Raw genomic sequence first — 19,239 nt, 5'->3', positions numbered from 1 at the left:
CAAATGTCACAAAAATTTAACCTAAACATAGTCGGAATGACCTGCGTGAATTGCTCGAACGCAATCGAGCGAGTTACGCGCAAGATTGAGGGCGTAGAAAGCGTAAATGTGAGCTTCACAGCTGGGGTCGGCGAATTTGAAGTCGCAGACGAAGCCGTCCTAGACGCCGTAAAAGCAAAAATTACAAAACTAGGCTATGAAATCGCCACAAACTACGAAGAGCTGGAAGCCAAAAAGGCACGAAATTTAAAAAATATGCTTTTTAAATTCGTTTTAGCCGTGATTTTAGCGTGTTTTATAATGCTAATCGAAATGAAATCAAATTTCAGCTTCGCCGTAAAAGCTCTGCTCTGTGCGATTTTAGGTGCAGTTGTGCTAGGCTTTTGTGGCAAAAACTTCTTTTACCACGCGATAGGCTCACTTAAAAACAAAAACTACGATATGAATGTTCTGGTTTCGCTTGGCTCGTCTGCGGCGTATTTGTATTCGCTAGGAAGCGCGATTTTCGTCCATTTTAATGGCGGAAACGAGTGGGCGAATTTGTATTTTAGCTCTTCATCGATGATAATCGCTTTCATATTGCTAGGAAAATACCTTGAAGAGCGAAGCAAACTCAAAGCGAACGATTACATTAAAAAACTTATCGATTTAAGCCCAAAAAAGGCGGTTTTGATCAACCCGGACGGCACGACAAGCGAAATTTTGGCTAACGAACTAAAACCAGGCGATAAAGTTTTAGTCAAAAACGGCGCGCAAATCCCGGGCGACGGCATAGTCATAAGTGGCGAAGCTGAAATCGATACGAGCCTAATAACCGGCGAGAGTTTAGCTGTTTTTAAAAAGGTCGGCGACAGCGTAAATGCTGGGTGCGTGAGTGTAGAGGGAATTTTGCAGGTCGAAATCACCAAATTTTCGCACCAAAGCGTTTTGGCTGAAATCAAAAATTTGCTAAGCGAAGCAGGAAGCAAAAAAATGCCGATTTCTCGCTTTGCCGATAAGATCGCAAATATCTTTGTGCCAAGCGTGATTTTTATCGCCGTTTGCGTGTTTGTGATTTGGCTAATCGCAGGAAAAGCCCATATCGGCTTACTTTGCGCGATTTGCGTTTTGATTATTTCATGCCCTTGCGCTTTGGGTTTGGCTACGCCCATTGCGATAGTTTGCGCTATTTCAAATGCCGCTAAAAACGGCGTTTTGGTGAAAAACCCGGAAGTTTTAGAAATCCTAAAAGATACACAAATCGCCGTTTTTGACAAAACAGGCACACTCAGCAGGGGCGAAATTTCGGTAAATTTTACAAATTTAAGCGATGAAAATCTAGCACTAATCGCCAGTGCGCAAATGCTTAGCGAACACCCGATTTCACGGGCGATTGTGAAATTTGCAAAAGAAAAAGGGCTTAAATTTGCTAAATTTGACGGAGAATTTGAGAGTTTGCTGGGTCGTGGTATAAAGGCGCAAAACGGCGAATTTACGCTACTAGCGGGAAATAAAGAGCTTTTAAATGAAAACGGCGTGGAATTTGAAACGCCAAAAAATGCAGACGAGTTTTTGTGCGATGGCTTTGGCGTGATTTTTGTAGCGATAAATGCCGAATTCGTGGGCTTTGTGGCGCTTAGCGACATTTTGCGAGATGAAGCAAAGCAGTGCATAAAGGCACTTAAAAATCAAGGCATAAAAACCATAATGCTAACAGGCGACAACGCCAAAACAGCGAATTTCATCGGCAAAAATTTAGGCATAGATGAGATCATAAGCGAAGTTTTGCCAAGCCAAAAATACGAATTTATCGCAAATTTAAAAAACGGCGAAAAAGTCCTTTTCGTAGGGGACGGTATAAACGACGCTCCGTCACTTAAAACCGCAGATATAGGCGTCGCGATGAACTCAGGCAGCGACATCGCCAAAGGTGCTGGGGATATAATCTTTATCAAAAACGACTTGCGAAATTTGGCTTATTTGATAAATTTGTCGCAAAAAACCATGACGACGATAAAACAAAACCTTTTTTGGGCGTTTTTTTACAATCTCATCTGCATACCTGTGGCGGCTGGAATTTTATATCCTTTGTGGGGTGTCTTGCTAAAACCGATGTTTGGTGCAGCTGCGATGTGTTTTAGCTCAGTAACCGTGGTGCTAAATTCGATACGGCTAAAATTTGCGAGAATTTAGAAATAAAGTCAGCTAAAATTTAAAAAGCAACGCTTTTTAAATTTTAGCCACTTCTAAGGTTTTACAGGGGTGGGGGTTGGTAAGGGGGAGGGTAGCGTCTCCTAAAAAGCGCACCCTCCCCCTTACGAGAAAAGCAAAATTTCGCCTAAAATTTAAAAAATCGTTCAATGCTAAATTTGGGTTGAATTTTGAATTTAAAATTCCCTAGATTGCTTCGGCAAAGCGTCTTGACGCTTTGCTTTTGCTCGCAATGACAGCAAATTTATATGCTTTAAATTTTATATTCATAGATTGCCACGAATTTTGCTAACGCAAATTTCTTGCAATGAGTGCAAATTTAAAATTCCTGCGAATTTAACTATTTAATCAAATTTATTGTAAAATTGTCCGAAATTTTACCAAAAAGGGGCAAAATATGGACTTTTTACAAAACTACGAATCCAGCGTAAATGAGCGCGCGAAGCTAGGTATCCCGCCACTAGCACTTAGCGCCGAGCAAACCAAGCAGCTATGCGAAATCCTAAAAACCAATCCGAGCGAAAAATTAATCGAAATTTTAAAAACACGCATTAACCCGGGCGTCGATGATGCCGCTAAAATCAAGGCGGAGTTTTTGGGCGAAATCATAAACGGTGAGTGCATCGTGGCTGGTATTAGCAAAGATGAGGCTTTTGCGATGTTGGAGCGCATGCTTGGCGGATACAGCGTGATCGAGTTAATCCGCGCCTTGCAAAGCGCAGATGAAGCCACCGCAAAGGGCGCAGCTGCGGCTCTTGGCAGGACGATTTTCGTGCATGATTATTTCGCAGAGGTCGCAAGGCTGGCAAAAGAGGGCAACGCTCACGCAAAAGCCGTGCTAGAAGCGTGGGCGAATATGGAGTGGTTTAAGGCAAAAAAACCTCTGAGCGAGTGTATCAAAGGTGTGGTTTTCAAGGTAGCTGGCGAGACAAACACAGATGATTTAAGCCCTGCTAGCGAGGCTTTTACGCGTTCGGATATCCCGCTTCACGCTCTAAGCATGCTTAGCAAACGCCAAGCCGGTAGCCTAGAAACAATCGCCCAGCTTAAAAAAAGCGGTAGGCAGGTCGTGTATGTGGGCGATGTCGTGGGCACTGGAAGTAGTCGCAAAAGTGGCGTGAATTCCGTGCAGTGGCATATCGGCGAGGAAATTTATGGTATCCCAAACAAAAAAACAGGCGGTGTAATCATAGGCTCGGTCATCGCGCCGATTTTTTTCAACACAGCCCAAGATAGCGGTGCTCTGCCAATCGAAGCGAGTGTCGAAAACCTCGAAATGGGCGATGAAATCGAGATTTATCCATATAAGGGCGAGATTGTCAAAAACGGCGAGGTCGTTTGCAAATTTAGCCTGAGCCCAAATACGATTTTCGATGAATACAAAGCCGGCGGGCGAATCCCGCTAATCATTGCAAGAGGGCTTTGCGCTAAGGCTAGAAAAGAGCTAGGCTTAGGCGATGATGAGATTTTTACTAGACCAGAGCAACCTAAATTTGACGAGAGCGCAGGTTACACTCTCGCGCAAAAAATCGTCGGCAAAGCCTGTGGCATGGAGGGTGTAAGAGCTGGTATGTATGTCGAGCCACTCACGCTAACTGTGGGTTCGCAAGACACCACAGGCCCTATGACGCGCGATGAGATTAAAGAGCTTGCCAGTCTTGGATTTGGCGCAGATTTCGTGTTGCAGAGCTTTTGCCACACAGCAGCCTATCCTAAGCCAAGCGATACTATCACGCACCGAACACTTCCGCCGTTTATGAGTAGTCGTGGTGGCGTGGCACTGCGCCCAGGGGACGGAGTAATCCACTCATGGCTAAATCGTATGGTGCTCCCTGATAGCGTAGGCACGGGCGGAGATAGCCACACGAGATTTCCAATCGGCATTAGCTTTCCAGCAGGTAGCGGTCTAGTGGCGTTTGCGGCAGTTACAGGAAGTATGCCACTAAATATGCCAGAATCTGTGCTTGTGAGATTTAAAGGCGAGTTACAAGAAGGCATTACTTTGCGCGATTTGGTAAATGCAATTCCTTACTATGCGATTAAAAAGGGCTTATTGAGCGTCGAGAAAAAGGGCAAGAAAAATATATTTGCGGGCAAAATTTTAGAGATTGAAGGGCTCGAAAATTTAAAGGCTGAGCAGGCTTTCGAGCTAAGCGACGCTAGTGCCGAGAGAAGTGCAGCAGCGTGCGCAATCGCGCTAAATACCGAGAGTGTGTGCGAATACATACGCTCAAATATCGCTCTAATCGACGCTATGATAAAAGCTGGTTATCAAAACAGCGACGCGCTAGCTAGAAGGGGCGAAAAAATGAAAAAATGGCTAGAAAATCCGACACTTCTAAAAGCCGATGAAAACGCAAAATACGCAGAAGTGATTGAAATAGATTTAGGTGAGATTACAGAGCCGATTTTAGCCTGCCCTAACGACCCTGACGATGTCGCAACGCTAAGCGAAATTTTAGCCGATGAGACAAGGGCGAAAAATATCGATGAGGTTTTCATCGGAAGCTGTATGACAAATATCGGGCATTATCGCGCCGCAGCGCAGATTTTAAAGGGTAGCGCGCAAACACCAGCCCGCCTTTGGATAGCACCGCCTACGAAAATGGACGAAGAAAAACTCAAAGAAGAGGGCGTGTATAGCGTATTTGGTGCGGTAGGAGCGCGCACAGAGGTGCCTGGGTGCTCGCTGTGTATGGGAAATCAAGCGCGAGTAAAAGATAATGCGGTCGTGGTCTCAACTTCGACTAGAAATTTCGATAATCGCATGGGCATGGGTGCTAAGGTGTATTTAGCCAGTGCCGAACTAGCCGCTGTTTGCGCGATGCTAGGCAGAATTCCTAGCGCGAGAGAATACAAAGAGATAGTGCGCGAGAAATTAAATGGCAAAAATAGCGAAATTTATCGTTATTTAAATTTTAACGAGGAAGAAAATTTCGCGCTCTAAGCCACGAATTAGCGCGTTTTGCGCTAATAAGTTTAAATAAGCAAAATTTCGCTAAAATGGCGGGTTAAATTTGACAAGGTTGGTTATGCAAAGAATTTTGATTTTATTGATATTTGGCGCAATCTGTGCTTTTGGGGTTACCTGCGCTGATATCGAGGCAGATCCGAAAGCCTATTTTGCCAGCACGCCAAGCCCTAGCGAACTTTTGCTGAGTGATTATGATTGCAAGGGCTCGCTTGTAAAGGCTCCATTTTTGCGAAATTTGCAAAATTTAGCTAGGACGATTAGGGGCGAGAGTATCGAGTGCGTGGGAAACGAAGCTAGCATAAATGAGAAAAAATTCGAACGCATCTTAGCGCAGGCTGGCATGGATAGCGAGGGGTTTTTGCGCGAGGCTAAGCAGAAAAATTTAGGCGCAGCGTATGCAAATGCGCTAGAAATTTTAGAATTTTACTCTGAGCAAAAATTTATAAATTTTATAAATTTCAAAAATTTTATCTCTGAGATAAATTTGGCAAAAACGGCATTACAAAGCCATTTTGGCGCAAATTTATCCTCAAACGGGGCTAGTGAGATTGCGGATTTGGTGCTGAGCGAATTTGCCCTATATGCGGCTAAAAATCGCAGTATCGACGCGTATAATAAGCTCGAATTAGCCCTTAAAAACAGGGTAAATATAGATGAGTTTAATGTGCTTTTAAGCAGCGACACTTACAGCACAAACGACCTTAGCGGTGCGCTAAATTTGGCACTTTTGCTAGGATATGATACGAAATTTATCGACGCACTTATTATGCGTGGGGCGAAGATTAACGACGGGGACGATAGTGCGCTATTTTACGCTATGTCAAATTTACAAAATGCTAAATTTTTAATCTCCAAAGGCGCGCAAGTATCGCACAAAAATCAACTTGGCCAAACCCCGATTTTCTACGCTGTGGCTAGCAAAAACTACGAAATGGTAAATTTCATGGTCTATAACCACGCAAGTGTCAATGTCCGCCAAATCGGCTCTACTGAAAAGGGCGCGCTAGCTTCGCTTGGCGGGTATTCGGACGCGTGTGCGTTTAATGATTTGGGTGCTAGTTTGCTAATGTATTCGGCGCTACATGGAAACAAAGAAATTACCGAGCTTTTGGTCAAATCCGGCGCAGATGAAAAAAGAGTAGATGAGGCCGGGCTAAATGCGCTTGATTACGCTATTTTTGGTGGCGATGAAAAGATCCAAGAATATCTCAAATCTATCGGACTTAAACCTAGTGTAAGCGCGAATAATGGGGATTTCATGGGAAGCATGGCAGAGGAAAATTTCGAAGATATAGCAAACTAATCTAATACAAAAGGGAAATTTATGTTTAGGATTTTATTTATTTTTTTGCTTCCGTTTTTTGTCTTTGGCGCGGAGCTTAGCCCAGCTGAAAAAAATGCAAGCATTTATGGCGCACTGACGCTGATTCCGCCACTTGTGGCAATCGCTCTTGCATTTATCACCAAAGATGTCATTTTGTCGCTATTTTTAGGCGTGTTAAGCGGGACATTTCTTATCGGTATGAACGATAATGGCGTGCTTTCAGCCTTTGTCGTAGCTTTTACGGATTTGTGTGCGCGCGTGGTAGCTTCCATGGCTGATGCGTGGAATGCGGGAATTTTGCTTCAAGTTATGTGTATCGGAGGCCTTATCGCGCTAGTTACCAAAAGTGGCGGCACCAAAGCCCTTGCTATGTGGCTTGGGGCTAGGGCGCATACTGGGGTTAGGGCGCAAATTTACACTTGGTTTATGGGAATTATCATTTTCTTTGACGATTACGCAAACGCCCTTATTTTGGGGCCTATAATGCGTCCATTAATGGATAGATTTAAAATTTCGCGTGCGCGCTTTGCCTTTATCATCGACGCGACAGCTGCGCCGATAACTGGAATTGCGCTGATTTCGACTTGGGTCGGGGTTGAGATTTCAGCGATTAAGGAAGCGTATGCGCAAATCGGCGTCGAGGATATCAACGCATTTACAATTTTTGTGGAGACAATCCCGTATAGATTTTATAATATTTACATGCTTTTCTTTGTCGTGGCAAGTGCTGTGATGATGAGGGAATTTGGCCCTATGTATCGCGCCGAAATGGCGTCTCGCGCTGGCAAAAATGGCGGACGGGACTTTAAAATCGCAAATTTAGAAGATCAAGCATTTAGCCCAAAAGAGGGTATCGAACCACGCAAGATTAATGCTTTAATTCCGCTTGGAGCGATGATTGTGCTAAGCGTGATTGGGTTTTATGCAAACGGACTTGGCGCGCTTGGCGAAGAGGAATTAAAGGCTGTGCAAGCAGATCCGTTTTCCTTCGTTTCTATCAGAACGGCATTTAGCGGGGCTGACGCTTCTGTGGTGCTGTTTCAAGCGGCTATGTTTTCGTCAATAATCGGCATAGTTTTGGGGCTGTGGCAAAAAATTTATGGTATCAAAGAGGGAATTGAAATTTGGATTGGGGGTTGGAAAACTATGCTCACAACCGTTTTAATCCTGCTTTTTGCGTGGTCACTAAGCTCTACGATAAAAGAGCTTGGCACCTCAAAATACCTTGTCGATTTGCTAGGCGAGAGTACCCATATGGCGCTACTTGCGCTCGTGATTTTCGTGCTAAGCTCGATTATTTCATTTTCGACAGGCACTAGCTTTGGCACTATGGGTATCGTAACCCCGCTAGCCGTGCCACTAGCTGCCTCTGTGGGGGCGAAATACGGCCTTAGCGGCGATGAATTTCATGCTTTTATGTGTTTAAATATCAGCTCGGTTTTTACAGGGGCGATTTTTGGCGATCACTGCTCGCCGATTTCAGATACCACGATTCTTTCTTCAATGGGCGCAGGTTGCGATCATATCGAGCATGTCAGCACTCAGCTACCTTACGCTATCGTTGTGGGTATCATCAGCACATTTTGCGGGTTTTTGCCAGCTAGCCTTGGGGTAAATGTCTGGGTCTGCCTAGTCTTTGGGCTTGGCGTAACCGTGCTTGCGATACGAATTTTAGGCAAAAAGGTAAGCGGTGAAGTGTGATAAATTTGGTATTTGTGGAAGTTGTGTTTATGATTTGCCTTACAAAGAGCAGTTAAATTTAAAAAAAGAGCGCATAAGCGCGGAGTTTGCGCCGTTTTATACTGGCGAAATCGAGGTTTTTGCCTCCAAAGAAAGCGCATTTCGCTCGCGGGCTGAATTTGGGATTTTTCACGAGGGCGAGAAGCTTCATTTTAGTATGCGGGGCAGGGATAAAGAGCGTGTTTTCGTGCAAAACTGCCCTATCGTAGATGAAAAAATCCAAAGCTTTATGGATAGAGTTTTGCCGATTTTGCGGGGCGATGAAATTTTAAAATTTAGGCTTTTTGGGTGCGAGTTTATCGCTACGAAAAATGATTTTTTATGCGTGCTTTTATATCACCGAAATGTCGTAGAAATCGAGCCGAATTTGGCAAATTTAGCCAGAAATTTGGGGCTAAATTTAATCGCTAGATCGCGCGGGAAAAAGCTCGTTTTTGGCAGGGAAAATTTAGAAGACGAGTTTGAAATAAAGGGGCAAGTTTATCGCTACACTTTCGAAGCTACGGCGTTTTCGCAGCCAAATAGAGGCGTTAATGAAAAGATGATTTCGTGGGTGTTAGGCGCAGTGGGCGATGAGAAAACGCCTAAAAAAGATCTGCTTGAAATGTATTGCGGACATGGGAATTTCACAATACCTTTGAGTGCTAAATTTCGCCAAATTTTGGCAAATGAGATTAGCAAAAATAGCATAAAAAACGCACTTTTAAACGCGCAAAAAAACGGCGCCAAAAACATAAAATTTGTGCGCCTAAGCGCAGATGAGCTAATGAGCGCATTTGGGGGCGAGCGCGAATTTACCCGTTTAGAGGGGGTAGATTTGCAAGGCTATGAAATTTCGCATATTTTGGTAGATCCACCGCGCGCAGGGCTTGAAGCAAGCGTGCTAAATTTTATCAAAGATTACAAAAACATAATCTACATTTCGTGCAATCCGCAAAGCTTGAAGCAAAATTTAAGCTATCTTTGCAAAACGCACAAAGTGGAGAAATTCGCGATTTTCGATCAGTTCGCGCATACTGCGCATGTCGAGTGTGGCGTGATTTTAAAGGCGTTAGCGTGATAAGTGAAATTTTAAGAAATGCCAAAAATATCGCTATCGTGGGGCTTAGTCCTGATGAGAGCAAGCCAAGCAACCGCGTGGGGCAGTATTTAGCCGCGCAAAATTTTAAAATTTTTCCGATTTATCCTAAATTTGATGAAATTTTAGGCAGGAAGGTTTATAGAAATTTAAAAGAAATAAATGATAAAATCGACATTGTCGTTATGTTTAGAAAAGGCGAGTTCGCAAATGCGCTTTTTAGCGATGTTTTGGCGTGTAAAGCCAAAACGCTTTGGTTGCAAGTTGGCATTTTTAACGACAGCGTGGCTTTTCTCGCGCAAAAAAATGGAGTAAATTTTATCCAAAACAAGTGCATAATGATAGAGCATAAAAATTTGAAAGGCTAAAAATGGTAGATTTAAATAAAATAGTTCAAGCAAAGCGCACAATAGCGGCTTTTGTGCATAAGACACCCTTCGCTTTCGCGCCAAAGCTAAGCGAAATTTACGGGGCGCAAATTTATCTAAAAAATGAGAATTTACAACGCACAGGCGCGTATAAAATTCGTGGCGCATACAACAAAATCGCTCATCTTAGCGAAGATGAAAAGAGCCGTGGCGTAATCGCAGCGAGTGCGGGCAATCACGCGCAAGGCGTGGCTATGAGTGCGCAAAAATTTGGCGTGCGCGCCGTAATCGTCATGCCAGAAGCAACTCCGCTTTTAAAGGTCAGTGGCACCAAGGCTTTGGGGGCTGAGATTATCCTAAAAGGCGATAATTTCGACGAGGCTTACGCTTATGCGCTCGAATACGCCAAGGAAAACAACCTTACCTTTGTCCATCCTTTCGATGATGAGCTAGTCCAAGCAGGACAGGGCACAATCGCTCTTGAAATGCTAGAAGATATCGCGGATTTAGACTATATCATAGCGCCTGTGGGCGGTGGCGGACTAATTAGTGGCGTGGCAAGCTGTGCTAAACAAATCAATCCTGATATAAAAATCATCGCCGTTGGCGCAAAGGGCGCGCCTGCTATGCACGATAGCTTCGTAGCTAAAAAGGCGATAAACTCTCAGAGCGTGCGCACTATCGCCGATGGTATTGCGGTGCGTGATACTAGCGAGATCACGCTAAAACATATTTTAGAAAGCGTCGATGAGTTTGTCCAAGTCGATGATGAGGAGGTCGCAAGCGCGATTTTGTATCTGCTAGAAAATCAAAAAATCATCGTCGAGGGCGCAGGAGCTGTGGGCGTGGCAGCTCTCATCAATCATAAATTTAGCTTCGAAGAGGGCGCTAAAATCGGCATTATTTTAAGTGGTGGAAATATCGATGTGCAGATGCTAAACATCATCATCGAAAAAGGTCTTATCAAATCTCACCGCAAAATGACGATAAATGTCACTCTCGTGGATAAACCAGGCTCGCTAACCAAGCTTACAAATGTTTTGCGTGATGCGAACGCAAACATCGTCAAAATCGACTATGATCGCTTCTCGACCGAGATCGAATACGGAGATGCGCAAATTACAATCACGCTAGAAACCAAGGGCAAGGCGCACCAAGAGGAGATTGCGTGGGCGCTAAAAAGCGCAGGATATGATTTCAAAGAGCTGTTTTAGGCGAAATTTGAAAGGATAAAATTTGGAAAATTTGGCTTTTATCTTAAATTTTTTAATTTTTGTGATTTTGGTTTATATGTTTTTGCGTATGAAAAAATCTGGCGCAAACGCCCCTAAAACGGAGATTAGCACGGATATTACGCGGCTTAAAAGCATAGGCGAGTTAAGCGTGTTTAAAATTTATTCCAAAGAGATTGTTACGCGCAAAGAAAATGTCGCTGACGGCTTCCTTGGCTCGCTAGTTTCGCCACTGATGACGAAAAAACAGATTGCGATTATTTTCGAGTTTGAGATAGATTTCGTCTATGACCTGCTAAGCCCTGAATTTAGCATAATTCCGCGTGGCGAGGACAAATACGAGATCAAAATGCCACCTTGCAAATACAAATATTCGATTAAGGATATGAAAATTTATGATGAGCAAAACTCCAAACTTTTGCCGTTTTTGCTGCCTGATTCGCTAAATGGTATTTTTGGGTCAAGCTTTGATGAGAGCGATAAAAACCGCCTAATCGACGACGCGAAAAACGAGGTTAAGGCACTCTCGCTTAAAATCATAAACGATTTAGGGGGCAAAATCCACAAATCCGCAACCGACACACTTGAAACCATAGCAAAAAGTTTTGGCGCCAAAGAAATCGGCTTTGTATTCCAAGACAAGGCATTAGAGACAATCGATATCAATCCAAGCGATATTTCTATCGCAAGCTCGCTAAAATCGCAAATCGAAGAGAAATAAGGGCGAGCGTTGCAGGCTTACGAGGCGCTGTTTAAGCTGTATTTTTCGTATTATACGAGCTTTAAGCGCAAAATTTACGCTAAATTCGAGCGATTTATCACTCCGATTCGCCTAAGCAGGGAGAAAAAACGGCTCAAAGCCAAGGGCTATTTCGTGCCAGACGAGCTTTGGGCGGGCTTTTTTAGCAAATTTAGCTTTTGTAAATGCTTTATCATAAAAAAAATCCTTTTTCCGAATTTTTACGCTATCAAAAACAGCTCCAAATGGCAGATACAAAACGCGCAAATCGCCTTTAAAATCGGGGTTTTTGCATACGATGAGATAGCGTGGATTTTCATACCACAAAGCTATGATAAAACGAAAAAAAATGATTTGGAAATGGTGTTAGATTTGCTAGCAAAATTTCCGCAAATTCGCTACGAAAAGCTAGAAGAGGGCATTAAAATTTTCGGATATGAATTTTAAGCTAAAATTTGGCCTCAGTTAGCTTAGCATGGATATCGCCGAAAAACAAAACATCTTTTAAAATCACATTTTCTGCGATTTCTTGGCGATTTAGCGAGAGGTAGAGTTCGCCCTTTTTGCTAGAAAAAATTTTTTGATTTATAAAAACGATAAATGGGTTCGAGCTCGTCTGCAAGGCGTTTTGGATAGCTTTGGCGTGTTTGCCACGCGGGATTTGCACATCTATGCGCCCGGTTTCGTTTTTGGCTCCGGCTGCGGTTAGGAAAAACATATCGCCTTTGTGCGGAATTTTGCCGAAATTAAAAAACACGCTTAGCAGGTCGTTTGTGGCAAAATATGGCAAAATTTTGTCGCTACTAGGACGCAAATCGCCGTTTTCGCCCTTAAATTTCTGCTCTCTAATGCGTTTGTTGTTGTAATCAAATGTGAAAATTTGGCGCGTGTTTATGGTTTTTTTGCCCTTTTTGCGCTCGACTTCGTGGCGGTAAATTTTGGGTTTTAAAATCTCGCCCACAACGCTTCCTTTGGAGTAAAATTTCTCTCTTCTATCCCCGCTTAGCGAGCCGGCGATCCCATAAGCCCTCGCATTTAGCGTGATTTCGTAGGTTTTGGCGGTTTTGACTAATTTAGCATCAGCATGCCCCACGACGCCAAAAACGCCGTAAGAAATATCGTAGTGCGCCTCGATAGTCTCGCCAAATACTGCGCCGAAAAAGAAAAACAGAAATGCTAAAACTCTCATAAGCTAGCCAAAATGTGATTTACGATTTGCTCTGGATTATGCGCTTGATAAATCGGGCGACCAACCACGATAAAATCGGCGTTTGCGCTTTTAGCGTCGTTTAAATTTGCCACGCGTGCTTGATCGTTTGCGCTCTCGCCAAAAGGTCGCACGCCGGGGCAAAGCGTGATAAATTTATCGCTTGTGGCATTTTTAATCGCGCTTGATTCAAAAACCGAGCAGACCATGCCATCTAGCCCACACTCATGCGCAAAACGCGAGAATTTCACCACGCTTGGCGCAATTTCGCCGTTGTAAATTTCGCCAAATTCGCTCTCGTTAAAGCTTGTCAGAGCCGATACACCAAGCACGAGCGGGCGGGTATTTAGCGCGCCTAAGCGGTTCATAACCTCGCTCATAGCCCGCTTTCCAGCGCTTGCGTGCAGGTTTATCATATCTACGCCAAGACCTGCGACGACCTGCGCGGCGTCAGCCATGGTGTTTGGGATATCGTAAAATTTAAGATCTAAGAAAATTTTAAAATTTGCGATTTTTTTGAGTTCTTCGATAAATTTCGCCCCGTCTCGCAGATACGAGCGCAGGCCGACTTTGAGCCAAATTTGATCCCCAAATTGCGCTAAATTCGCACTCAAAGCTAAATTTTGCTCTTTGCTAGCCATATCTAAGGCTACGCAAAGCTTCATTTTACGACCTTAATAGCGTCTAAAACGCCATTTATTAGCTTCGAGGACGCGCCAAGCTCCTTGGCTGCGGTTACGGCTTCGTTTATGATGATACCAGCGTCTGTATCACTGAAACGCAACTCATACGCGCCAAGTCGCAAAATAGCGCGCTCAACCGCTGAAATTTCATGCAGTTTAAATTCCTTCAAATACTCGTTTAAAAGCGCGTCAATCGTCTCTGTATTATCGCGCACGCTGTGAAGCAGGCCTAGCGTCCAGTTTCTCTGCTCGTTTCTAATCTTTTTTTCTTCTAAATATTCGTTTTCAAACTCAGGCTTTTCTTCGTTCATATCTTTTGCGTAAAGTAGCGAAATCACCGCTAATCGCGCTTGGTGTCTTGTCGCCATGATTACGCCTTTATTTCGCGAAATAAGCTTAGCATTTCGATTACGCCTGTCATCGCCTCAAAGCCCTTGTTGCCGGCTTTTGAGCCTGCGCGCTCGATCGCTTGCTCGATAGTATCTGTGGTGAGCACGCCAAAGGTAACTGGCGCGCCGTGGCGGAGCATGGTGTTTGCGATACCCTTGCTGACCTCTGCGCTGACATAGTCAAAATGCGGTGTGCTGCCTCTGATGACTGCGCCCACGCAGACGACGGCGTCGTATTTTTTCGATAAAAGTGCCTTTTCTAGGGCGAGTGGGATTTCAAATGCGCCAGGGACTAGCATTAGGCTTAAATTTTCCTCTTTGCCGCCATGTCGCAAAAATGCGTCGTGAGCGCCTTCTACTAGGCGATCTGTGATGATGTGGTTAAATCTGGCGTTGATGATTAGGATTTTTTCATCGCCGTTTAGGGTCAAATTTCCTTCGATAATGTTCATTTTATATCCTTTAAATTTCAAAATTCGCTAAGTTTAGCCAAATTAGGCAAAATTTTTAATAAATTTATAAATTTCAATTAAAGGATAAAATTTATCTTTTGTTTAAGAGAGTTTTGTATCATAGAGGATAATTTTTTAAAGGAGAGAATATGTTTAAACTTAGAAATTTACCTTTCGAGGCAGAGAAAAACGCCGTAGTGAGCGCAAAAACCTGTGAGTATCACCATGGCAAACACCACGCAACTTATGTGGCAAATTTGAATAAAATGACCGAAAGTGGCGAGTTTGCGGGCAAGGGGCTTTATGATATCGTAATGAACGCTACTGGCGGGGTTTTTAACAACGCGGCGCAGGTGTATAACCACGACTTTTATTGGGATTGTATCGCAAAAGTTAGCGAGCCAAGCGAGGCGCTAAAATCGGCATTGGCTGAAAATTTCGCTGATTTTAAAGCTGAGTTTATCGCGGCAGCGACGGCTCACTTTGGCTCTGGCTGGGTGTGGCTAGTGTGCGATCCATCTACTAAAAAGCTTTCGATTGTCGCTACGAAAAACGCCGACACACCTGCGCGCGATGGGCTTGTGCCGCTTCTAGTAGTCGATGTGTGGGAGCACGCATACTATATCGATGTTTGCAATGCGCGCCCAGCATATTTGGAGAAATTTTATGCTGGAATCAACTGGGAGTTCGTATCAAGTGCCTACGAGTGGGCTCTGAAAGAGGGTATGGGCTCGGTGAAATTCTACATAGATGAGCTTCACGGCAACGACTGATTTTGATTTCGCTTCTTATTTTGCGCGTGGATTTACTGCGCGCAAATCTTTAAAATTTCCATTATTTTTGCTGGGTTTTTTATGCCGTTTTCGTTTTCTACTTTGCTATTAATATCGAGGCAAAATGGCTTTATTTTTAGGGCGTTTGCGAGGTTTTGCGCGCCGATACCGCCTGCTAGGATAAATGGAATTTGCAGATTTTTTAGCATTTTCCACTCGAAGCTTTCGCCGTTTCCGCCCATTTTTTCGCCTTTGTAATCAAACAAAATTTTGTCATAGTTTAAATTTTTTAAATTTGGAATTTTATCTTTTACGCGCACGACCTGCCACGCTTCGACACCCAAATTTGCTAAATTTTGCTTTAAATTTGGCGAAATTTCTTTATAAATTTGCGCCACGCTTAAATTTACAAATTTGCAAATTTGCAAAATTTCATCATCGCTCGTATCGGTAAAAACGCCGACGCTTTTGCGACCAAATTCACTCACCAAATTTGAAATTTCTTTTGCTATTTCGGGCGTTACTTTTCGCTTGCTCTGGGCAAAAATTAAACCCAAAAAATCCACTCTAACGCCATTAAAATCGCACTCTAAAACGCTTTTTGCTTCGGCTAAATTTTTAATCCCGCAAATTTTGATTTTTGGTTTTATAGTGCCCATTTTCACGCCTTTTTGACGATATACAGATACTCTGTTACATGCAAATTTCGGTTTCGCAAATTTCTACTTGCACGATACGCAGGGTATTTTATCTCGATTTTTCCCACTTTACCGATGAGAGCTAGGTTTTTTAAAAACTCATCTTCGCTGATGAAGCCTTCTGAGTTGAACGAGATTATCAAATATTTTGCTCTAAATTCAGCCAAAAGCGTGAAAAATTCATCTGCGGCACGAGATTTTTTGTTGTAGTTTGAGCGGTTCCAGCCGTTTGGGATACCGCTAACTTCGCTTAAATCCCCTAAATTTGGAGCTTTAAAATCAGCGATTAAATTTAGCATAAAATAATTCGAGCCGTAAGGGTGCTGGTTATACGGCGGGTCAAAATACGCTATATCCACGCTTGGAGCAAGTTTGCTAAACTCGTAAGCATCATTTTGGAAAACCTGAAAATCGCTTGTGAAATTTGAAAAAACTGGCATTGGAAGTGAAATCTCGCCCAAAATGCGAGATAGCGCGTTTTCGCCGCTGCCGCCAAATTTTCCCACGCCGTTTTTGTCCTTGTAAAAGCCCTTAAAAACGCCGCCTGTGTTTGAGTGGATAGAAGCTTCGCTTAGAAGTGGAGCGATGAAATATTTTTGAAACTCATTTGGAATTTGGCTAATCGCCGTGCGTAGTCCCCCCAAAATAAGGGCGTTTTGGCGTGAGTAAAAAACCCTTTCGCCTTTTTTGATTTTTTCATCGTCTTTTGGCGCATAAAGTTCGCTGATAAAGCTTTCACGCGGCTTAAAATTCGTTAAAATCATGCTGTGAAATTTAGCTAAATTTGCTTTCAATTCAGGCGTTAAATTCTCCAAATAACACGAATTTATGATGAACGAGTATTTTTCCAAATCATTTGCCAAAACCAAATTTGAGTGCGCTTTGGCAAATCTCGCCACCACGCCGCTGCCACTAAAAACATCGGCAAAAGCGATTTTTTCGGCGCCCAAATTTGCCTTAATGTCCGTTATAACGCCATTTATCGCCCCCAAAAGTGAGCGTTTGTTTCCCAAATAGCTAATAAGTTGTTCGCCCAGATAGCTTTCGTTTTCTTTTTGCATTTAATAAACTCATTTCTATATTAAAATTGTATTATACACGCAAATCGCTTAAATATAAAGATTTTTACAGACTATTTAAGGTATAATTAAAGTCCATTTTATAGTTGCAAAGTAATTAAAGTGAGCCTTTATGAAACAAATTGAAAAATCTACCGGACAAATATACACGCCAGAATTTATAGTAAGAAATATATTAGATTTGTGTAATTATTACGGCAAAGATATTTTAAAAAAGCATATTATAGATAATAGTTGCGGACAAGGTGCTTTTTTATGTGAAATAGTTCTTAGATATTGCAACGAAGCGATAAAAAATCAAACAAATACAAAAAAAATAAAAGATGATTTAGAACAATATATTCACGGTATCGAAATAGACAAAAATAACTATAAATTTTGTATCTGTAACCTTGATAATATAGTGGAAAAATTCGGTATATCAAATGTCAAATGGGACATAATCTGCGCCGATACCTTGCAAATAGAAAAATTTGATAATAAAATGGATTTTGTTGTCGGAAATCCACCTTATGTTAGAATTCATAATTTAAACAACTTAAATGAAATCAAAGAATTTAAATTTGCTAAAAAGGGTATGACGGATTTATTTATCGTATTTTACGAAATTGGTATCAAAATGCTAAATAATAGTGGCGTATTAGGCTATATTACCCCAAGCTCTATTTTTAATAGCTCGGCTGGTGTGGAAATTCGCAGTTTTTTAGCTTCAAACAAACTAATATCAAAAGTAGTTGATTTAAAGCATTTTCAGGCTTTTAATGCTACGACTTATACAGCCATAATGATTTTGGATAAAAAAAATCAAAACGAAAAAATAGAATATTATGAATATGATGAAAAAAAATTGCTACCAAAATTTGTAGATAATATCGCATTGCAGGATTGCTATTTATCTGAAAATTTTTATTTTTCAAAAAAAGAAAAATTGAAAAATTTCAAACAAATTTTATCAAATAAAAAACAGAGTGATATTAGTATAAAAAATGGTTATGCTACACTATGCGATAGCGTATTTATTTTCGATAGTCCCAAATTTGATAAATTTATAATACCAGTTATCAAGGCTTCAAAAGGCATTATGCAATATATTTTTTATCCGTATAATAAAAAAGGAAAACTTATATCAGAACAAGAACTTTCATCAGATAATAAAATATATCGATATTTATCCGAACAAAAAGAGAGATTGTTAAAAAGAGCGAACGAAAAAAAGAGTGAAAATTTTTGGTTTGCCTTTGGGCGTAGCCAAGCGATAAATGATACTTACAAAGATAAATTAACCATAAATTCGTTGATACGAAATAAAAACGATATAAAATTTACTCTTGCACCTAGCGGATATGGCGTATATGGCGGACTTTATATAACTAGCGAAAAGATAAATTTTGATGATATTCAAAACACGCTATCAAGTAATGATTTTATAAATTTTGTAGAATTGCTTGGAAAATATAAAAGCGGCGGTTATTATACCTTTTCATCAAAAGATGTAAAAGCTTACTTGGATTACAAATTTGCAAATTAGGAGTTTTAGATGAATAATGATGAATTTTTAAATTTAATTAAACAATCTTTCAAAGATTTTTTAGATAGTAGAACTTCAAGGAGCACTGCGAAATTAAAAAATTTACACGGCAAAATCGCATTTGATTTACAAAGAAAACTAGGTAAAGATTTTTTGATAAAATCACAAGGATATGGCAACGATAAAGAAGGTAAAATCAATGGGAGATATTTTGACAAGCAAGTTGATATAACTATTAGTAAAAACAATGTAGCAGTGGCTGGATATGCAGTGAAATTTGTAATGCAAAATTATTCTCAAAATAGTAATAATTACTTTGAAAATATGCTTGGAGAAACGGCAAATATAAGAACAAATAAAATTCCGTATTTTCAAATTTTTATAATTTTTGAGAAAGTTCCATATTATAAGAATTCTGGTATTTTTGCTAAATACGACATTGTTTCACAACATAATTTAGATAAATATATAAAGCTATCACAAGATAATGCTGATATTTATTTTCACACGCCAAATAAAATGCTTTTTGTAGTCATAAAATTAAAAGAAAAAGAAGAAAATTATAAATTCAAAGATAAAAATGAGTATATCGAATTTTACAAAAGTATAATTAATGATAAAAATTTAATGCAATATAGCAATAAAATATCAGATAATTTTGATAATGGTATAATTTTAAATGATTACGAAAATTTCTTAGAAAGAACTTGTTCGTTGATTACTGGAAGTTTAAAATAGTGTATAAAATTCTCGGATTTTATAAATTTCATCCGAGAATTTAAATT

18 protein-coding genes are annotated in these 19,239 nt (G+C 41.3%); 12 read left to right on the top strand and 6 right to left on the bottom strand.

Annotation, left to right across the window (positions count from 1 at the left end):
* Nucleotides 1-3 precede the first annotated feature (3 nt).
* From OFN98_RS07510 to OFN98_RS07470, 9 genes are all read left to right on the top strand, one after another.
* Nucleotides 4-2,172 carry a heavy metal translocating P-type ATPase gene (locus OFN98_RS07510; RefSeq protein ID WP_270874899.1) on the top strand — a complete coding sequence of 723 codons (2,169 nt, stop codon included), beginning with the start codon at nucleotides 4-6 and terminating at the stop codon, nucleotides 2,170-2,172.
* 415 nt (nucleotides 2,173-2,587) lie between these two features.
* Nucleotides 2,588-5,137, top strand: a complete 2,550-nt coding sequence (locus OFN98_RS07505) for a bifunctional aconitate hydratase 2/2-methylisocitrate dehydratase (RefSeq protein ID WP_270874898.1) — start codon at nucleotides 2,588-2,590, stop codon at nucleotides 5,135-5,137.
* A gap of 85 nt (nucleotides 5,138-5,222) precedes the next feature.
* Nucleotides 5,223-6,467 carry an ankyrin repeat domain-containing protein gene (locus OFN98_RS07500; RefSeq protein ID WP_270874897.1) on the top strand — a complete coding sequence of 415 codons (1,245 nt, stop codon included), beginning with the start codon at nucleotides 5,223-5,225 and terminating at the stop codon, nucleotides 6,465-6,467.
* 21 nt (nucleotides 6,468-6,488) lie between these two features.
* Nucleotides 6,489-8,189, top strand: a complete 1,701-nt coding sequence (locus OFN98_RS07495) for a Na+/H+ antiporter NhaC family protein (protein ID WP_270874896.1) — start codon at nucleotides 6,489-6,491, stop codon at nucleotides 8,187-8,189.
* Nucleotides 8,179-9,288: a tRNA (uridine(54)-C5)-methyltransferase TrmA gene (gene trmA, locus OFN98_RS07490; protein ID WP_270874895.1), complete on the top strand. Its 1,110-nt coding sequence runs from the start codon at nucleotides 8,179-8,181 to the stop codon at nucleotides 9,286-9,288. The genes OFN98_RS07495 and trmA overlap by 11 nt, the downstream gene beginning before the upstream one ends.
* Nucleotides 9,285-9,674, top strand: coding sequence for a CoA-binding protein (locus OFN98_RS07485; protein WP_270874894.1), 390 nt, complete (start codon nucleotides 9,285-9,287; stop codon nucleotides 9,672-9,674). The genes trmA and OFN98_RS07485 overlap by 4 nt, the downstream gene beginning before the upstream one ends.
* 2 nt (nucleotides 9,675-9,676) lie before the next feature.
* Nucleotides 9,677-10,888, top strand: coding sequence for a threonine ammonia-lyase (gene ilvA / locus OFN98_RS07480; protein WP_270874893.1), 1,212 nt, complete (start codon nucleotides 9,677-9,679; stop codon nucleotides 10,886-10,888).
* Between the two features lie 22 nt (nucleotides 10,889-10,910).
* Nucleotides 10,911-11,627, top strand: coding sequence for a DUF4230 domain-containing protein (locus tag OFN98_RS07475; RefSeq protein WP_270858159.1), 717 nt, complete (start codon nucleotides 10,911-10,913; stop codon nucleotides 11,625-11,627).
* A 9-nt stretch (nucleotides 11,628-11,636) separates the two neighbouring features.
* A complete protein-coding gene (locus OFN98_RS07470; RefSeq protein ID WP_270874892.1) occupies nucleotides 11,637-12,092 on the top strand; it encodes a hypothetical protein in 456 nt (151 codons plus the stop codon).
* 1 nt (nucleotide 12,093) lies between these two features.
* On the opposite strand, the gene OFN98_RS07465 is transcribed toward OFN98_RS07470, so the two are convergent.
* From OFN98_RS07465 to ribH, 4 genes are read right to left on the bottom strand one after another with little or no spacing between them, the layout of a single operon-like run.
* Nucleotides 12,094-12,834, bottom strand: a complete 741-nt coding sequence (locus OFN98_RS07465) for a DUF3108 domain-containing protein (RefSeq protein ID WP_270862601.1) — start codon at nucleotides 12,832-12,834, stop codon at nucleotides 12,094-12,096.
* Nucleotides 12,831-13,517, bottom strand: coding sequence for an orotidine-5'-phosphate decarboxylase (gene pyrF / locus OFN98_RS07460; protein WP_270874891.1), 687 nt, complete (start codon nucleotides 13,515-13,517; stop codon nucleotides 12,831-12,833). Before pyrF ends, OFN98_RS07465 begins: the two co-directional genes overlap by 4 nt.
* A complete protein-coding gene (nusB, locus tag OFN98_RS07455; protein WP_270866664.1) occupies nucleotides 13,514-13,903 on the bottom strand; it encodes a transcription antitermination factor NusB in 390 nt (129 codons plus the stop codon). Before nusB ends, pyrF begins: the two co-directional genes overlap by 4 nt.
* A gap of 2 nt (nucleotides 13,904-13,905) precedes the next feature.
* Nucleotides 13,906-14,376 carry a 6,7-dimethyl-8-ribityllumazine synthase gene (ribH, locus tag OFN98_RS07450; RefSeq protein ID WP_270865282.1) on the bottom strand — a complete coding sequence of 157 codons (471 nt, stop codon included), beginning with the start codon at nucleotides 14,374-14,376 and terminating at the stop codon, nucleotides 13,906-13,908.
* 149 nt (nucleotides 14,377-14,525) lie between these two features.
* On the opposite strand from ribH, the gene sodB reads away from it, so the two are divergent.
* Nucleotides 14,526-15,149, top strand: a complete 624-nt coding sequence (gene sodB, locus OFN98_RS07445) for a superoxide dismutase [Fe] (protein ID WP_270858153.1) — start codon at nucleotides 14,526-14,528, stop codon at nucleotides 15,147-15,149.
* Nucleotides 15,150-15,181: 32 nt separating this feature from the next.
* Here the strand turns inward: sodB and OFN98_RS07440 are convergent, their stop codons facing one another.
* The gene (locus tag OFN98_RS07440) at nucleotides 15,182-15,808 is read right to left on the bottom strand and encodes a phosphoribosylanthranilate isomerase (protein ID WP_270866665.1); all 627 of its coding nucleotides are present in this window, start codon (nucleotides 15,806-15,808) and stop codon (nucleotides 15,182-15,184) included.
* Nucleotides 15,809-15,810: 2 nt separating this feature from the next.
* Nucleotides 15,811-16,908 carry a DNA adenine methylase gene (locus tag OFN98_RS07435; protein ID WP_270866666.1) on the bottom strand — a complete coding sequence of 366 codons (1,098 nt, stop codon included), beginning with the start codon at nucleotides 16,906-16,908 and terminating at the stop codon, nucleotides 15,811-15,813.
* Between the two features lie 130 nt (nucleotides 16,909-17,038).
* Between OFN98_RS07435 and OFN98_RS07430 the strand changes: the two genes are divergently transcribed.
* Together OFN98_RS07430 and OFN98_RS07425 are read left to right on the top strand one after the other, a co-directional pair.
* A complete protein-coding gene (locus OFN98_RS07430; protein WP_270866667.1) occupies nucleotides 17,039-18,454 on the top strand; it encodes an HsdM family class I SAM-dependent methyltransferase in 1,416 nt (471 codons plus the stop codon).
* 9 nt (nucleotides 18,455-18,463) lie between these two features.
* Nucleotides 18,464-19,192: a hypothetical protein gene (locus tag OFN98_RS07425; protein ID WP_270874890.1), complete on the top strand. Its 729-nt coding sequence runs from the start codon at nucleotides 18,464-18,466 to the stop codon at nucleotides 19,190-19,192.
* Nucleotides 19,193-19,239 lie beyond the last annotated feature (47 nt).

This window comes from Campylobacter sp. JMF_15 NE4 (assembly GCF_027737645.1).
In the GTDB taxonomy this organism is placed as follows: domain Bacteria; phylum Campylobacterota; class Campylobacteria; order Campylobacterales; family Campylobacteraceae; genus Campylobacter_B.
This window is presented reverse-complemented; position numbering and strand designations above follow the sequence as displayed.

Bases quoted from the DNA above. Each gene is read 5' to 3' on its own strand.
- OFN98_RS07435 (WP_270866666.1), bottom strand. From the start codon at position 16,908: ATGCAAAAAGAAAACGAAAGCTATCTGGGCGAACAACTTATTAGCTAT.
- sodB (WP_270858153.1), top strand. From the start codon at position 14,526: ATGTTTAAACTTAGAAATTTACCTTTCGAGGCAGAGAAAAACGCCGTA.
- OFN98_RS07430 (WP_270866667.1), top strand. From the start codon at position 17,039: ATGAAACAAATTGAAAAATCTACCGGACAAATATACACGCCAGAATTT.
- OFN98_RS07500 (WP_270874897.1), top strand. From the start codon at position 5,223: ATGCAAAGAATTTTGATTTTATTGATATTTGGCGCAATCTGTGCTTTT.
- pyrF (WP_270874891.1), bottom strand. From the start codon at position 13,517: ATGAAGCTTTGCGTAGCCTTAGATATGGCTAGCAAAGAGCAAAATTTA.
- OFN98_RS07495 (WP_270874896.1), top strand. From the start codon at position 6,489: ATGTTTAGGATTTTATTTATTTTTTTGCTTCCGTTTTTTGTCTTTGGC.
- OFN98_RS07510 (WP_270874899.1), top strand. From the start codon at position 4: ATGTCACAAAAATTTAACCTAAACATAGTCGGAATGACCTGCGTGAAT.
- ribH (WP_270865282.1), bottom strand. From the start codon at position 14,376: ATGAACATTATCGAAGGAAATTTGACCCTAAACGGCGATGAAAAAATC.
- OFN98_RS07465 (WP_270862601.1), bottom strand. From the start codon at position 12,834: ATGAGAGTTTTAGCATTTCTGTTTTTCTTTTTCGGCGCAGTATTTGGC.
- nusB (WP_270866664.1), bottom strand. From the start codon at position 13,903: ATGGCGACAAGACACCAAGCGCGATTAGCGGTGATTTCGCTACTTTAC.
- OFN98_RS07425 (WP_270874890.1), top strand. From the start codon at position 18,464: ATGAATAATGATGAATTTTTAAATTTAATTAAACAATCTTTCAAAGAT.
- OFN98_RS07505 (WP_270874898.1), top strand. From the start codon at position 2,588: ATGGACTTTTTACAAAACTACGAATCCAGCGTAAATGAGCGCGCGAAG.
- ilvA (WP_270874893.1), top strand. From the start codon at position 9,677: ATGGTAGATTTAAATAAAATAGTTCAAGCAAAGCGCACAATAGCGGCT.
- OFN98_RS07440 (WP_270866665.1), bottom strand. From the start codon at position 15,808: ATGGGCACTATAAAACCAAAAATCAAAATTTGCGGGATTAAAAATTTA.